Source organism: Brevibacterium sp. CCUG 69071, assembly GCF_021023135.1.
GTDB lineage: Bacteria > Actinomycetota > Actinomycetes > Actinomycetales > Brevibacteriaceae > Brevibacterium.
Genome location: NZ_PGFV01000003.1, coordinates 54,525 through 70,570, shown reverse-complemented (window position 1 = coordinate 70,570; position 16,046 = coordinate 54,525). Strand labels below are relative to the sequence as shown.

Below are 16,046 nucleotides of genomic sequence, written 5' to 3'. Positions count from 1 at the left end.
GATCCCGCGTGTCTGTGGAATTACAAAGGAGTAATCACATGCGATCGAGATTCAAGTTAGGCGTTGCACTGCCTCTTGCTGTGGCGACGACGGTCATCCTGGCCGGATGTTCGAAGGCAGACAACGGCGGAGGCGAAGGCGGAGGTGGCGAGGGAATCGAGGCTGGTGCCTCTGCGGAGGAATACAAGAAAGCCTTCGAAGACGTCGAGCCGATCGAACTCGACTTCCAGGTCGCCTCGGCCAATCCGGAATCCTACGCGTCGTTGCGTGACCAGAAATTCGCCGATTCCCTCGAGGAATGGTCCGGCGGAAAGATCACGGTCAATATCCATTACGCGGGAGCGATTGCCGCACCGACTGATGTGCCGAGCGCCCTTGTTGATGGCCGTCTCGATCTTGCGCATTACTACACGACCTACGAGCCTCAACAGATGCAGGCTTTCGTGGACATGACCTCCTCGATGGTCCAGGTGCCCAGCACTCCGCTGCAGGGGGAGATTGTCACGCACGCCGCACTGATGGAGGTGGCTTTCAATACCCCGGAGATCCTCGAGGAGTTCGAGAGTCGTGGGATGCATGTGATCAACCCTGCGAACCCGAACGGCAATCCATCATTGGTTTGCAACTCGGAACGCAAGAGCCCTGCAGACTTCCGCGGTGCGCAGATCCGCGGTAACGCAGAGTCGCACCAGCGGGAGATCGAGTCGCTGGGGGGTACTGCGACGACAATCGAGCTTGCGGAGGGGTACGAGGCGTTCCAACGCGGAATCCTCGACTGTTCGCTGCAATCGCCAGGTACGGCGATTGCAGCAAGCTGGCTCGAGGTGGCACCACATGTGTACTTCCCCCAAGAGCAGAGCTTCGCCTCAGGCCCCGGCAGTCTCGTAGCCGGCCAAGCGTGGGAGTCGATACCACTGGTAGCTCGGCAGCTCATGTTCGACCTCCAAGAGGAGTACATGTCCGGGGAGCTGTACAACTCCCTCGAATCGATCCGTGACACGGCGGATGTCGCCGCGGAGAATGACGGAGAGGTAAACTTCCTCGATTCCGCGTCCGAAGAAGCCTTGTCGAAGGCGAACGAAGCACTGCTCGACGATGTCGCTGGAACCGACACCACGGACGGTGAGGCGCTTAATAAAGCTGTGGCCGAAAGCATCGACAAGTGGACTTCGATTTCCGAAGAGCTTGGATATACCAACGACGGAGGATTCGACGACTTTCCTGACTGGTACAAAGGCAGCGACGATTTCGAGGATCGTTCCTACCTCGAGCCTATCGCCGAGCGAATCTACGATGAGATCGTTCTTCCCAACCGTCCCAGCTGATCCGAAGTCATGATGTCTTCGGGTTCCATGCGATCAGACAGCTTGGCGGCCACGACCCGCAGCCAGAAGACCGACCATGAACATGTTCTGGCCACACGAATGGAGTGATCTCGGGTGATTCCCTCGCTCACCGGCAATGTCCCGACCGACAAGTTGGGAACGGTCCTCATGCATGAGCACGTTTTCGTGCTTAACGCAGAGCTCATGATCAACTATCCGGAGTTATTCCCCGAAGATGAAATGGTCGACCGGGCGGTTCGGACGCTTACCGAGGTCGGGCAGTCCGGAATCGATACATTCGTCGACCTCTCTGTGATGGGGACCGGGCGGAACATTCCGGTCCTCAAGCGGATCGCCGAGCAGGTCGATCTCAATATCCTCGTGGCGACCGGCTGGTACACGTATTTCGAAGCCCCTGCCTTCGCCAACCTCAATGGCCCGGGCCGATTGTTCGACGGCCCCGACCCACTTGCGGAGATCTTCATTCGCGACATCCGCGAAGGGATCAGTTCTACCGGGGTGCGTGCGGCAGTCCTCAAGTGCTCTGCAGACAAGTTCGGTGTGACGGAGGGGGTGCGCATCATCATGCAGGCAGTGGCTGATGCTCACCTTGAGACCGGTACACCGATCATGACCCATTCCAGCCCAGCGCACGATACAGGTTCTCTCCAACAGGACTATTTCGAATCCCGTGGAATCGACCTCGCCAGCATCGTCATCGGACATGTGGGAGATACCGATGACATCGATGTTCTGCGGCGCATCGCTGATCGTGGTTCCGTGCTCGGGATGGATCGATTCGGACTCGAGTCCCAACTACCTTACGAACAGCGAATCGACACTGTCGTGCGCATGTGTGAACTCGGCTACGCCGACCGTATGGTCTTGGCAACTGATTCATCGGTCTTCAGCATGAACTTTCCCGATGAGCATCGAAGAACCAACCTTCCACTCTGGGATGCGCGAGTTGTGATGCCGCGCATCGTCACGGACATTCGTGCTCGAGGTGTCTGCGATTCTGATATCGATCAAATGATGCGCATCAATCCGAGACGTATCCTCGGCGTCGGCAGCAACGAGGAGTCTGTAGGCGCAGCCGAGTCTTGAACGCAATATTCCAACAGCTGACACTCTTCCGACGTGAAAATGAAAGGACCGATCACAGTGAATGATTTCGACAGCAATGAGTTCCGACGCGTCATGGGCGCGTTCCCCACCGGAGTCGTCGTCGTGACTGCGACTCACGGCGATGGGGCCGGTTTAGCAATGACCGTAGGGTCTTTCGTATCTGTGTCCCTGGATCCGCCTTTGGTGGGGTTCCTTCCGACGAAGACTTCGTCGTCGTGGGCCGCGATCCGGGCAAGCGGAACGAAGTTCGGAATCAACGTCTTGGGTAACACCCAGGAAGATATCTGCCGTGCTGTCGCTCGGCGAAAGACCGACAAGCTCGATGGGTTCGGGTGGACGACGTCCCCGCTGGGCAACCCCCGGCTCGACGACGCGATTGCCTTCATCGACTGCGATACAGAGAGTATTTACGACGGTGGCGACCACGATATCGTCATCGGACGAGTTCATTCTTTGGAGACTGTCAAGAACAACCTCCCACTGCTATTTTTCCGCGGCGGCTACGGATCTTTCCGCCCAAGTTCGATGGCAGTCGGCGTAGGTATTCCCGCAGCTCGTCTAGCCGGGTTAGACATCGTCCGACCTTACCTGGAGCGACTCTCCGGCAGTCTCAGTACTGAAGTCATGGCCATGTGTCGGGTGGATGAAGACCTGGTCACTGTGGCGTCTGCCGGCAATTCGATCCGAGGCGGTCGATCCTCTCGAGTCGGACGTCACGTTCCATTCATGCCTCCGATCGGCGGCGTGTTTGCGGCCTTCGGCGGCCCGGATGAGGAGAAAGCTTGGCTATCAAGTATCCACGACGACCCGGACGGCTCGGCGATTCATTCATTCGAGCAGGTGGTTGAGCGAGTTCGTGAGACCGGATATGCGTTCGGCATCGGACACGAGGCGGGGGCTGCCATTGAGCTCGCCTCGGACTCCGCGAACAAGGCTCACACCTCGGAAGAACGTCGGCATCTCATGTCGACCATCAACGCCGCGTCTCACACGTTTAACAACACCGATGTCAGACGCGGCGAGGACTATGAGTTCCATTCTGCTACTGCGCCGATCTTCGACAAGGACGGAGACTGCGTCTTCTCCATGACGGTCTGGGGGCCGTCTTCGGGCACCATGTCTGGTGCCGATGTGCTTGCGACTATCGACAAGCTCACCCGTGGAGCCGAAGCCTGCTCGGCAGAACTCAAACGCGCGAAAGGCCGTCTGTGAGCTCGACACCTGACTACACACTGTCTTCGTTCGAAGATCTCGTCGTCCTCGAACTGGCACATATATACAACGGACCGTACACGGGACTCATGTTTGCCCACCTCGGCGCCGAGGTGATCAAAGTCGAGCCTCTCACTGGGGAGAAACTGCGGGGGCGTGCGCGAGGCGCATCTGACCCACAAGAGTTCATCATGCTGAACTCGAATAAGAAGAGCATCGCTCTCGACCTCAAGAGCGAGGAAGGGCACGAAACGCTCATGCGGTTGGTAGAAAAGGCCGACGTTTTGGTCGAGAACTACGCACCCGGGGCGCTCGAGCGGCTGGGCCTAGGGGTCGAAGCACTGCACGTACGCAACCCTCGGCTCGTTATTGCCTCTGGCAAGGGATATGGATCCACCGGGCCTTACTCTTCGATGTCTGCCATGGACCTCACTGTCCAAGCGATGTCCGGCACTATCGCTACCTCCGGCTTCTCCGACGGCCCCCCGGTCAAGGCTGGACCCGCATTCAGTGACTTCTCCGGTGGCATTCATCTGTTTGCCGGCGCCGTCGCAGCACTTTATGACCGAGAGAAGACTGGCAAGGGGCGCGTCGTCGAAGTGTCGATGCATGACACAATCTACCCGATGCTCACCTCTGCGCTAAGCGGGCTCTACAACTATCCGGACCGTGATCTCCCACAGAGGACGGGGAACCGACACTCCGGTTTGGCGATGGCTCCGTACAACGTTTACCGCGCAGCTGACGGGTGGCTTGCGATCATCAGCGCTTCAGAGGAGCACTGGCGCGGCGTGTGCACAGCTCTGGACAGAGGCGATCTCGTCGAGGACGAGCGATTCCTCACCGTTCACGATCGAGCCGACAACATGGAAGAGCTCGACACGATTCTCACTGAAGTCATGATGACCTTCTCCCGTGAAGAGCTGAGACAGCGTCTCGAGACGCAGAAAGTTCCGTGCGCTCCGGTGAAGGAACTACGCGAGGTAGACGATGATCCTCATCTCATTGAGAGGGGGATGATCCGCTACGTCGACCATCCGGAATATGGTCGCCGCCCGACGGTAGGAAATCCTCTGCGCTTCTCAGAGGAGGTGAATGAGCGTCCCCTCACAACGCCGCCCACACTTGCTCAACATCAGGAAGAAGTGCTGGGTCGGTTGCTGGGGATGCTTCCCGAGCAGGCAGCAATGCTGCTCGAACAATAATTGATGAGGGCTATCGCGCCACGCGCTACTTCACCATGAACTCACCAGGATGGTTGAATTGGGTATGGTCGGTGCAGCCATACTCGTTCAATGGTCCCTGGAAGATAGGACGATACGATGCGCGAACGGGGTGGGCGCCCAGCGTCTCCTCACGGAGTCGATGGCGCTGATGCTGCCGCAGCAGCCACCGGACTGCAGGACAGGAGAGAGCTACCAGTGAAGTTCCCCGCAGCAGTCGACGCAGATGTCGACAATATTGTCCGGGCGCTCAGTGTCTGGGCGGGTGTTCCACCACAGCCAGCACCGAAGAATAAGAGAGGCGAGAGGACGCGCGAACAGCTGTTGGACGCGGCAACCTTGGCTTTCGTCCGCAACGGCTACGTCGACTGCGCAGTCGAGGACATCATTCAGGAAGCAGACATCTCTCGGGGGACCTTTTACGCCCACTTCAAGAGCAAGAAGGCAATCTTCGCAGCGATCATCGAGAGATCCATCGAATCTCGACTGATGAGCACGGATGTCAGAGACGTCGACGTACCTTTGGTGCGCGACCGGATTGAGGCCTCAGTTCGAAAGTTCCTGGACTCGTACAGTCGCTCACTCGGGCTCTCGACTGTGCTCGAGCAGGCGGCTTACCACGATCCGTCGTTTCGACAGATCCGCCTCACTATTCGTGACAGCTTCGGACGACGCATTGCGAAGGGCATCCGTCGCCAGCAGGCTCGCGGTATCGCTGACCCCGAGGTCGATCCCGCCGAGGCTGGTCTCGCGATCGTGTCGATGATGACGTACTACGCGTCGACAGAGATCGGCTGGCGGGGCCGGGCGCCGAGCGAGGAGATGGTGGAGATGCTCACCCGCTTCTGGATACGGGGAATCGGATTGGACGAGACTGCCGAAGTTGACGCAGTCTGACCTCAACTCTTCAGCCCTCTCATCGAGATAATCAGGACTGTACGCGATTGCACGCCGGGCCACGGGGATACGTTTCACAGAGAGTCGAAAGTATAGGCCCAGCCTATGGGACCTAGTGATGATTCGATCTTGTTCGACTTCTCTCGTGGTGGAACTGTAGATAGCACCTCGTCAAAGGAGATGACTCGATGCAGCCAAAGAAGACACCACCGGAGAAAGCAGTCACCGGCACAATGCGAAGTGCTCACAAACGCGGAGTGAATCCGACGAAGCGTGACTGGGTGATTGTGGGACTCCTGTTGGTCTTCTTCACCCTCAACTTTGCTGATAAGGCCTCTATCGGGTTCAGCGCCAGCCAGATCAAAGCAGACCTGGCAATTGGAGACGCAGAATACGGGTTGCTCAGCAGTGGCTTTTTCTGGCTTTTCGCTGCCGGAGCGGTCGGCATCGGAGCCCTATTTCGATGGGTCAACCTGCTGTGGGGAGCGCCGGTTCTCATGCTCGCGTGGGTGGCTACGATGATACCGCTGACCATGGAGACTAGTTTTCTCGTTCTCTTTCTGTCGCGGATGGCCCTCGGATTCTTCGAGGGACCTGCTCATGCATTGTGCCAGGGGATTGTCGCTGTCAGATTTTCGCCTCAGAAGAGGGCTCTGGCCGGCTCGATCGTCAATGCAGGATCTTCCCTCGGCCCGTTGCTCAGTGCTCCGGTTCTGACCTGGGTGATCATTCGCTTCCACTGGCATGCAGCATTTTTGGTACTCGTCATAATCGGACTTGTCTGGGTACTTATATGGCTGATGACAAACCGAGGACGTCTGCAGATGTTCAATTCTCGGCTCCCCGAAAGCGAGCGGGCCCTTCTCGCTGGTCGGGAGGAAAACACTGATGCGAACGAGGATATTCGAGTTCCTTTCTACACCTATTTCCGGCTTGGATCTTTCTGGGGTCTCGCGATTCTGAGTTTCGGTGGGTATATCATCACCTCACTCAAGACTTCGTGGCTTCCTGTGTTCATGCATGAAGGTCTTGGGTACTCACAGGAGGCGACCGGAGTTCTCGTCACAATCCCCTACGCATGTGCAGTCGTTGTGCTCATATCATCAGGAGCCATATCCGGGTGGCTGCTGACCAAGGGATTCACCTCGAAAGTGGCTCGCAGCTATCTCACGGCAGTCCTTCTCATCTTCGCCGGAGTCTGCCTTATAACTTTCAGCGGGATCGACCATGGTTGGCCACAACTTGTACTCGTAGTCTGTGCCTTCTCAATCAACAGTGTGGCCTTTTCAACGGCTTTTGCCGGAGCTTCGGATTTCTTGCCAGCAAAGCATCGAGTCGGCTTTTTCGGCTGCATCATCGCCGTCTACAGCGTCGCCGGAATCCTCGCACCCTATGTTGTGGGCATCATCGTCGATCGTTCAGACACCGTCCAACACGGTTACTCGTTTGCTTTCCAAGTTGCAGGTGTCGCAATTGTCATCTGCGCGCTCATCGGTGGCTACCTGCTCGACCCCGAACGGTCTCGTCGTGTGCTTCTGACGATCACCGCCCGGCGAGAAGGCCGCTTGCGGGCCGCCGGCTGTGAATCACTGTCCGCCGACTCCAAGGATATGGGGCAGGCGCCTACCGCGCGCGAATGAACCCGTGAAATTCAGTACACGCGAATATCGAAAGGACCCTTATGAGCCTCACCGCCTTCCAAGGCCTGACAGTTCTTGACTTAGGCCAGTACATCTCCGCGCCGATGGCGGGGCAGAACCTCGCAGACCTCGGTGCACGTGTGATCAAAATCGAGGCGCCAACCGGCGAGCAGGCACGAACGATTGGTGTCTTCGGCGAGGCAATCGTCGAAGCGTGCAACCGCGGCAAAGACAGTATTGCGCTCGATCTCACTCTCGAAGACGATCGCGCGCAGCTTCAGACGCTCATTGCCTCTGCCGATGTGCTTATCCACAATTTCCTCCCGCGCACAGCGCGGAAGCTCGGTGTCGACTGGGATTCGGTCTCAGAACTCAATCCACGTCTGATATGTGGTGTCGCCTCTGGTTTCGGGCGGCGAGGGCCAAACCGAGAGACACCCGGCCTCGATATCATGGCGCAAGCAGAATTCGGCATCATGGGGGTTACTGGTGAAGCCGAAGGGCAGCCACAGCGGGCCGGTTTCGCAGTGTCAGACGTGCTCGCATCGCATTCGCTGACAACCGGAATCCTCGCTGCGATTCTGGAACGGAATACGACTGGTCGGGGCATTCTGGTAGAGACCTCGCTCATGGAGGCAACAGTCCATGCCCAGGCAGTGCAGTGGGCCGAGTACGCGATGACTGGAAACTCTCCACGGCGAAAAGGCAACGGTCAGCCAACGGCCGCACCTGCGGCGGACGTCATTACAGTATCTGACGGTGAGATCGTCGTCTCGGCCTACACTCGTTCGAAGTGGGAAGCACTATGCAATGTACTCGAACGTCCCGAACTTGCTGTTGATCCCCGTTTCATCTCGAACCCGCAGCGTGTGGCCAACCGAGAGAGTATGCTCGACATCCTCCATGCCGCATTTGGCCATCTGACCACTGCCCAGGCTATCGACCTCCTCCGCTCGGCAGGGATCGTCTGCGGTCGGATCCGGACGCTTGACGAGATTATCGGCGATCCGGATCTCATCGCCAGCAACCTGCTTACGAACATCGATCTTCGCGGCGAGCAAGGCGCACAGGCAGCAGGACTCCCGAGCTTGCCTGTCGTGTTCGACGGTAAGAGATCCGTTGCGCATGGTCGGGCACCTGCGGTGGGCTCAGCGCCGACAACTAATGCCTCGACCCATTCTGTACCTGCCAGTGCGCCGTCACCGGTTCAGTGACCCAATCCAACGACTACGAACCTCAGAACAAAAGACCGGAGTGGAACCTAATGATCGATCCTGCCGTCAAATCGATGAGTTTTAATCGATATCTCGCGCATATCGCCGAACTAACTTCCGAGGTGCTTATTCCGGGTGAGGAAGAGCTCGTCGCCGCGGGAGCGGTACCGCAGAGAATCCTTAATCGCATGATCGATGCCGGGCTATTCGGCATCTCCATTCCGCGAAAGTCGGGAGGACTCGGCTGGTCGATGGAAGAGCAGGTGCGGCTGACCCTGGAATTCACCCGTGCCTCGCTGGTCTATCGCTCGCGATTCTCTACCGTGATCGGATTATGCTCTCAAGGGCTCATCGACCACGGAACACAGGAACAGCAGGAGTCCCTGTTGCCGTCTATGGCGGCTGGAGAGACGGTCACTGCTTTTGGGCTGACCGAACCGGAAGCTGGATCTGATGCACAATCGCTGCAGACCCGCGCGGTTCGAGTCGGTGATGAGTGGCTTCTCAACGGTAGCAAGCGGTTCATCACGAACGCTGCTTGGGCAGACCTGCTTTTCATCTTCGCACGGACAACAGAAGGAATCAGTACATTCCTCGTGCCCCGTGATACTCCAGGTGTCAGTACAAGAGCGGCCGATACCATGAACGGTCACGCCGAGGCGCCTGTCGGGGAGATCGAACTCGCTGAAGTGCGGGTCCCTGACTCAGCTCTTGTCGGTGGTGTTGAAGGCAACGGGATGCAGATGGCACTTCGCGGTATCAATCATGCCCGCCTCCACGTCGCCGCGACAGCGGTGGGTCAAGCGGCCCGAATGCTCGAAGAGACTGCCCACCATGTCAACTCCAGGCACCAGTTCGGAGGATCGCTAGCCGAACTCGGAGTCGTGCAAGACAGTCTCGGTGCATGCTTTGCCCAGCTGGAGGCAGGGCGTGCGCTCACTCTCGAAGCCGCAATCGCCTTTGACTTAGGAAAGGTTCCACGGCATCGGATCTCGGCAGCGAAACTCTTTTGTACCGAGATGGCAAGCCAGGTCGCAGACACTTGTGTGCAGCTGTTGGGCGGAGAAGGCATAGTCGGCCGTCATCCGGTACCGAGGATGTGGCGAGACGTGCGGGCATTGAGGATCTATGAAGGCTCGTCTCCCGTGCACCGCAGGAACCTTGGTCGCGCAATGGCCAAAGAATCACGCTTGCACGATCGTCTCCCGGACTCCTACCGCATCGACCGACGTTGAGAGTTCCAATAGCTGGATCCGGAGATTGATCTGGGAAAATCGAGACTCACTGTGGCAAAGACTGGGGTAGGAAATGGAACTGAGGCAACTCGAGTACTTCATCGCCGTCATTGACCATGGTGGGGTCGGGCGCGCCGCACAGGCCCTGCACGTAGCGCAACCGACGATATCCCAGGCACTTCGTGCCTTGGAGCGTGAGCTCAACGTGGAGCTGTTCGTGCGAACCGGCCGAAGACTCATCCCGAGTACCGCAGGACTGGCACTCGCTCCAGATGCCAGAAACACCCTCGGCGGCGTTCTCGCCCTTTCTGACCGTGCGAAAGAGATACAGGACGCTCGGACAGGAGTCGTGACAATTTCGACCATGCCCGAGCTGTCGAGCGATGCAGTTGTCTCCTGGGCCTCCGAATACATCCGGCGGCACCGGAACTTCCACTTCGTGTTTTCCGAAGAGCAGAGTTCGACGGGGCTCGTCTCAGCAGTGGAAAATGGACAGTCGGAAATGGGATTCAGCTCGTTTCCGATAGAACACAACGACAGCCTCGTCCATGAAGAGCTTTCCACACAGAGGCTTCTGTTGGTCGGACCACCGAACAATCAGGAACTCCGGGGAATTGCCGATTCGAACGGGCTCATTTCAGTCGATGAGCTGCCCGACATTCCGATTGTGGTTTCGCACCTTGCGAACATGGAGAACACCATGGTTTCGGCAGTATTGGGCGGCGCGAACCCGAAATTCTCCCCTCACGCCGTTGTACCCAATCGCCTGACGCAGCTGTCATTCGTAATGCATGGCGAAATGTTCACGTTCTTGCCGTTACGTATGGCTATGGACGCTTGCCGGAGTGGTGCGCAGATTTACGAGACCTCACCGATAGTGAAATCGTCGTTCGGCATTCTGCATCGTTCAACCGGGCTGAGTACCGCGGCGAGCCAACTAGTTGAGGCGTGCAGGTCCTCGCTCGGAGAGTGGAACAGAATCATCGACAGTGCGTATTCAGAACAGGGGTCCTACGCTGCCGCAGTGCGCAGTCTTGCATAGTTGAGCTGCTCAGGCGCTTTCGACCTAGGACGCTCTGTTGGCGAATCCGACCCGCGGCAAACGGATGCAATTGCGTGCGGACAGGGGTGGGGCGGCCCGCGCGGCTTCCACGCTTCCATCTTCGGATACGGACCCGACAGACCCGACAAAGACGCGAAGGCATAATGACATCACCCGGGAACTGCGGCATACGATGCGAAGAGGTGCCGGAACGAGAGTCTGTCGCAGACGCTGCGCCCGACTCGTGCCCGCAACATGGGCATTTCGACGGAGATAGTCTCGCAACGAAGGAACACACTATGGCAGTGAGCAGCGAAGAGCAGATGATGATCGACACGGTCGCCGAGTTCGTCGACCGCGACGTCAAACCCCACGTCAACCGGGTCGAGCACGCGAACGAATACCCCGAAGCCTGGATCCAGACGATGAAGGACATGGGCATCTACGGGCTTGCGATCGACGAACCCTGGGGTGCGGGGAAGGTCTCGACCGAGGCCTATGCGCTCATCACCCAGGAGCTCGCCCGCGGATGGATGTCCCTGGCCGGAGCCATGGGCGGGCACACCGTCGTCGCGAAGCTCATCCAGGAATACGGCACCGCCGAGCAGAAAGACACCTACCTGCCGCGCATGGCCACCGGTGAGCTGCGGGCGACCATGGCTCTGACCGAGCCCGGCGGCGGGTCCGACCTGCAGGCGATGCGCACCTCGGCGGCCAAGGACGGCGAGGAGTACGTCATCAATGGGTCGAAGACATGGATCACCAATGCCCGCAAGTCCGATCTCATCGCCCTGCTGTGCAAGACCGACCCGTCCGCCGAGCCCAGGCATAAGGGCATTTCGATCATCCTTGTTGAGAAGGGCGAGGGTTTCACAGTGTCGAAGAACCTCTCGAAGCTCGGATACAAGGGTGTCGAGACCTGCGAACTGAACTTCGAGAATCTCCGTCAGCCGCAGTCTCAGCTGCTCGGCTCGGTCGAGGGCGTCGGGTTCAAGCAGATGATGAAGGGCCTGGAGATTGGTCGCATCCAGGTGGCTTCTCGCTCCTTGGGCGTCGCGCAGGCCGCGGTCAATGATGCGGTGAAGTACTCGCAGGAGCGCGAGTCCATGGGCAAACCCATCTGGAGGCACCAGGCCGTGGGCAACCAGCTGGCGAAGATGGCGACGAAGCTCGAGGCCGCCCGGCAGCTCGTCCTCCACGCGGCCCGGACCTATGACTCGGGGGCGCGGGTCGACATGGAAGCGGGCATGGCGAAGTACTACGCTTCCGAAATGGCCGCCGAGGTGGCCCTCGACGCGATCCGGGTCCATGGCGGTTACGGATACTCCACCGAATACGACGTCGAACGCTATTACCGTGATGCCCCGCTGATGATAGTCGGCGAGGGCACGAATGAGATCCAGCTCAACGTCATCGCCAAGCAGCTCATCGGCCGGAACAAGGCCTGACCGGTTGAGCCTCGATCAGGGGAGAAGAAATGACTCACAAGCCGCGTCCGCGTCCGGACACCCCGCACATGATGACCGAGGAGCGCCTCGAGATCCAGGCGCTCGCCCGCGAGTTCGCCCTCGACGTCGTCCTGCCCATCGCCAATGAACTCGACCCCATCGAGGGTCAGTTCCCCGAGACCATGGTCAAACAGATGGCTGACATGGGTTTCTTCGGCATCCTCATCCCCGAAGAATACGGCGGCCTGGGTCTCGGAGTCTTCGAGTACTGCCTCGTGGCGGAGGAACTCTCCCGTGCCTGGATGTCCGTCGGCGGTCTGTTGGCCCGAGGCAATGGGATGGGCGGCAACTTCTCACCCGAGCAGGAAGCCAGACTGCTGCCGAAGATCGCCACGGGCGAATACCTCGGTGCCTTCGCCCTGTCCGAGGCCGAAGCCGGATCGGATATCGCGAACATGCGCTGCAAGGCCGAACGCGCGGCCGATGGCGGCTGGGTCATCAACGGCACGAAGATGTGGTGCACCTACGCTGACCAGGCTGACTATCTCATCCTCTTCGCCCGCACCTCGACAGAGGAGAAACGGCACCGGGGGATCTCCACATTCCTCATCGAGAAACCCCGCGGGCAGTTCCCGGCCGGCATGTCCGGGGCGGCGGCGAAGAAGATCGGCTACTTCGGGTGGAAGACCTGGGAGCTGTCGTTCGAGAACTTCCACCTGCCCGCCGAGGCGCTGCTGGGCGAAGAGGGCAAGGGCTTCTACCAGGCTGTGTCCGGCCTCGAAGTCGGCCGCGCCCACACCGCGGCCCGGTCGATCGGCTTGGCGCAGGCGGCACTCGAAGATTCGATTAAGTACCTGAAGGAACGGGTGCAGTTCGGGCATCCGCTCGCTGATTTCCAGCATCTGCGGTTCAAGGTCGCGGACATGGCCGCCCAGATCGAGGCCTGCCGGCAGCTCATGTATTCGGTGTGCACCGACATCGACTCAGGCCGTCGCTGTGACAAGGAAGCGGCGATGGTGAAGTACCTGGCCGGGGAGATGTCGGAGAAGGTGACCTCGGAGGCGGTGCAGATCCACGGTGGTGCCGGATACACGAAGGACTTCGCCGTTGAGCGCCACTGGAGGGATGCCCGGCTGACGAAGATCTTCGAAGGCTCCTCGGAGATCCAGATGCGCATCATCTCCGACGAACTGCTGGGACGCTGAGAGAGGCACGGAAACGATGAGCGAGAACAACCTGCAGGACTGGGTCGGACGGTCATCGACCGTGTCGGAAACGGCAGATGGGGAGCGGGCTGCGCGCCTGGCCACCCTGCTCGGCCACGAGGGTAATGCCGCGGCTCCGCTGTTCCCGGTGGGCCATTGGCTGCACTTCTCTGAGGACGACGTGCCGATGAGCGAGCTCGGCGCCGATGGGCATGCGGCTCTCGGTGGGTTCATGCCTCCGGTGCCGCTGCCCAGGCGGATGTGGGCTGGCAGCACGCTGGAATTCCACGCCCCGATCCTGCCCGGGCAGGAGCTGTCGCGGACGACGACGATCGAATCGGTCACGGAGAAGAACGGCAGCACCGGACCGTTGTGCTTCGTCGTCCTCCGCCACGACGTCTCCGCCGACGGTCACCTGGCGACGACGGATCGGCACACGATCGTCTACCGGGAGGCCACCTCGGCGCCGGAGGGATCCACTGCCGCACCACCACGGGCGGATTCAACCGTCCCCACCGGCTGGGACTGGTCGCAGTCCGTGCGGCCGGACGAGGTCATGCTCTTCCGATACTCGGCGCTGACGTTCAACTCCCACCGCATCCACTACGACCACCCCTATGTCACCGGCGTCGAGGGCTACCCGGGCTTGGTCACGCACGGTCCGCTGACAGCGACGCTGCTGTTGGATGCGTTCATGACCAACCACCCCGACGCGACCGTGACCGGCTACGACTTCCGCGCGAAGTCATCCCTGTTCTGCCGCGAGCAGATCCACCTCGTCGGACGAGAAACAGAGGCTGGTGTGCACGAGTTGGAGGCCATCGCCACTGATGGGAAGACCGCGATCGCGGCGACCGTGAGAACGAAGAACTGAGGAGCATCCATGAGTGAGACCCGTCCCGCGCCCCTGTCCGGCCTCAAGGTCGTCGAGATCTCCGCGTTCGTCGCTGCCCCGCTGGGCGGAATGACGTTGGCGCAGCTGGGTGCCGATGTCATCCGCATCGACCCGATCGGCGGCAACATCGACGCGAATCGGTGGCCGATCAGCAAAGATGGCACGAGCATCTATTGGGCGTCCCTGAACAAGGGGAAGCGTTCGGTCACCCTTGACCTCAAGTCCGAGGAGGGACAGAAGATCGCGACGCAGCTGATCGCCGAGGCGGGCACCCTGGTCACGAACCTGCCTGCCCGGGGGTGGCTGAGCTATGAGAACCTTATTCAACATCGCGAGGACCTTGTGATGCTGCGGCTCAATGGGTCACACGACGGTTCGCCGGCGGTTGATTACACGGTCAATGCGGCGAGCGGCTTTCCCCTGATCACCGGTGAAGACGATCGTCCCGTGAATAATGCACTGCCGGCGTGGGATATCGCCGCTGGTCTCTATATCTCCAACGGAATCATCGCCGCCGAGCTGGATCGCCGTTCTTCGGGGATGGGCCAGGAGATCACCCTCGCCCTGTCCGACGTCATGCTCGCGACCGTCGGCAACCTCGGCTACATCGCCGAGGTGCAGGCGACGGGGAAGACGCGCGGGCCCTTGGGCAATGGACTCTATGGCGCCTACGGGCAGTCATTCGAGACCTCGGACGGCCGTCAGATCATGGTTGCCGTCATCTCGAACAAACATTGGCGTGGGTTGGGTAAAGCGACTGATCTGACCGAGAAGCTCGAGATGATCGGGCCGCTGTTGGATGTGGATCTGTCCACTGAGGGTGGAAGGTTCGAAGCTCGCGAAGCCATCGACGCAGTGGTCCGTCCGTGGTTCGCGGCGCATACGGCGGCAGAAGCTGCCTCGGCGTTGAGTGAGGCCGGGGTTCTGCAGGGGGAGTTCCAGACGTTTGAGGAGCTGGTGCAGTCTGATCCCAGGTGTTCGTTGGAGAACCCATTGTTTGGAGAGATTGAGCAGCCGGGGGTCGGGACTGTGATGGCGCCGCGGGTGCCACTGTCGTTCGGTGGGTCGCCAGCGGGTGCTGCGGTTCCTGCGCCGCAGCTCGGTGGCAGCACCGAAAAAGTGCTCGCCGAGGTGCTAGGACTCGGCGACGACGAGCTTACGGGTCTGCGGGAATCCGCGACGAGCGACTCGCGGAACTGACAATGAGCTGAACTTTGAGCTTTCGGGGCGCTGAGAGTTCCGGCGCCCCTTATACAGCGGCTCTTGTTCACAACCTCACGGGTAGGAATAGCTGGGCAGCCCCGCAGGACTACTAATCAAAGAGTGACGCTAGTAGAAAGTTGACTCATCCTAAACTGAGCTGGGCGGTAACTCTGGTTACGGACTTGCACGTCCTCCATCAACGTTCATAGAAGTACCCGGCGGTATCGATGACGTATTGGGCTTCCGAACGTGCGTCTTGGCCCAAGTGACGATACTTATCCCACACGCGATCAAGAGGGGTGCTCTCACGGGAGCCAATGCGTGTCCATTTGGCGAATAGGTCCCTCTCAGACTCTGTAAGGGCGGAGTACTCCAATTG

The 16,046-nt window shown here is 59.5% G+C and carries 13 protein-coding genes; all 13 read left to right on the top strand.

All coding sequences use genetic code 11. The features are described from left to right. Positions 1–38: 38 nt before the first annotated feature. A complete protein-coding gene (dctP, locus tag CV023_RS09535; RefSeq protein ID WP_230745261.1) occupies positions 39–1,325 on the top strand; it encodes a TRAP transporter substrate-binding protein DctP in 1,287 nt (428 codons plus the stop codon). 114 nt (positions 1,326–1,439) lie between these two features. Further along, positions 1,440–2,432 carry a phosphotriesterase family protein gene (locus CV023_RS09530; RefSeq protein WP_230745259.1) on the top strand — a complete coding sequence of 331 codons (993 nt, stop codon included), beginning with the start codon at positions 1,440–1,442 and terminating at the stop codon, positions 2,430–2,432. A gap of 57 nt (positions 2,433–2,489) precedes the next feature. Next, positions 2,490–3,665: a flavin reductase gene (locus CV023_RS09525; protein ID WP_230745258.1), complete on the top strand. Its 1,176-nt coding sequence runs from the start codon at positions 2,490–2,492 to the stop codon at positions 3,663–3,665. Further along, positions 3,662–4,870, top strand: a complete 1,209-nt coding sequence (locus CV023_RS09520) for a CaiB/BaiF CoA transferase family protein (protein WP_230745257.1) — start codon at positions 3,662–3,664, stop codon at positions 4,868–4,870. Before CV023_RS09525 ends, CV023_RS09520 begins: the two co-directional genes overlap by 4 nt. 216 nt (positions 4,871–5,086) lie before the next feature. Beyond that, a complete protein-coding gene (locus tag CV023_RS09515; RefSeq protein WP_230745256.1) occupies positions 5,087–5,785 on the top strand; it encodes a TetR/AcrR family transcriptional regulator in 699 nt (232 codons plus the stop codon). A gap of 188 nt (positions 5,786–5,973) precedes the next feature. After that, a complete protein-coding gene (locus CV023_RS09510) occupies positions 5,974–7,425 on the top strand; it encodes an MFS transporter (protein ID WP_230745255.1) in 1,452 nt (483 codons plus the stop codon). 41 nt (positions 7,426–7,466) lie between these two features. After that, a complete protein-coding gene (locus tag CV023_RS09505) occupies positions 7,467–8,639 on the top strand; it encodes a CaiB/BaiF CoA transferase family protein (protein ID WP_230745254.1) in 1,173 nt (390 codons plus the stop codon). Between the two features lie 50 nt (positions 8,640–8,689). Continuing rightward, the gene (locus CV023_RS09500) at positions 8,690–9,874 is read left to right on the top strand and encodes an acyl-CoA dehydrogenase family protein (RefSeq protein WP_230745253.1); all 1,185 of its coding nucleotides are present in this window, start codon (positions 8,690–8,692) and stop codon (positions 9,872–9,874) included. Positions 9,875–9,947: 73 nt separating this feature from the next. Beyond that, positions 9,948–10,916 (top strand): LysR family transcriptional regulator, encoded by a 969-nt coding sequence (locus CV023_RS09495; protein WP_230745252.1) that lies wholly within the window; start codon positions 9,948–9,950, stop codon positions 10,914–10,916. Positions 10,917–11,215: 299 nt separating this feature from the next. Beyond that, positions 11,216–12,364: an acyl-CoA dehydrogenase family protein gene (locus CV023_RS09490; protein ID WP_230745251.1), complete on the top strand. Its 1,149-nt coding sequence runs from the start codon at positions 11,216–11,218 to the stop codon at positions 12,362–12,364. Positions 12,365–12,393: 29 nt separating this feature from the next. Next, positions 12,394–13,569 carry an acyl-CoA dehydrogenase family protein gene (locus CV023_RS09485; RefSeq protein WP_230745249.1) on the top strand — a complete coding sequence of 392 codons (1,176 nt, stop codon included), beginning with the start codon at positions 12,394–12,396 and terminating at the stop codon, positions 13,567–13,569. A 16-nt stretch (positions 13,570–13,585) separates the two neighbouring features. Then, positions 13,586–14,443: an FAS1-like dehydratase domain-containing protein gene (locus tag CV023_RS09480; RefSeq protein WP_230745247.1), complete on the top strand. Its 858-nt coding sequence runs from the start codon at positions 13,586–13,588 to the stop codon at positions 14,441–14,443. Positions 14,444–14,452: 9 nt separating this feature from the next. Beyond that, the gene (locus CV023_RS09475; protein WP_269067294.1) at positions 14,453–15,664 is read left to right on the top strand and encodes a CoA transferase; all 1,212 of its coding nucleotides are present in this window, start codon (positions 14,453–14,455) and stop codon (positions 15,662–15,664) included. Positions 15,665–16,046 lie beyond the last annotated feature (382 nt).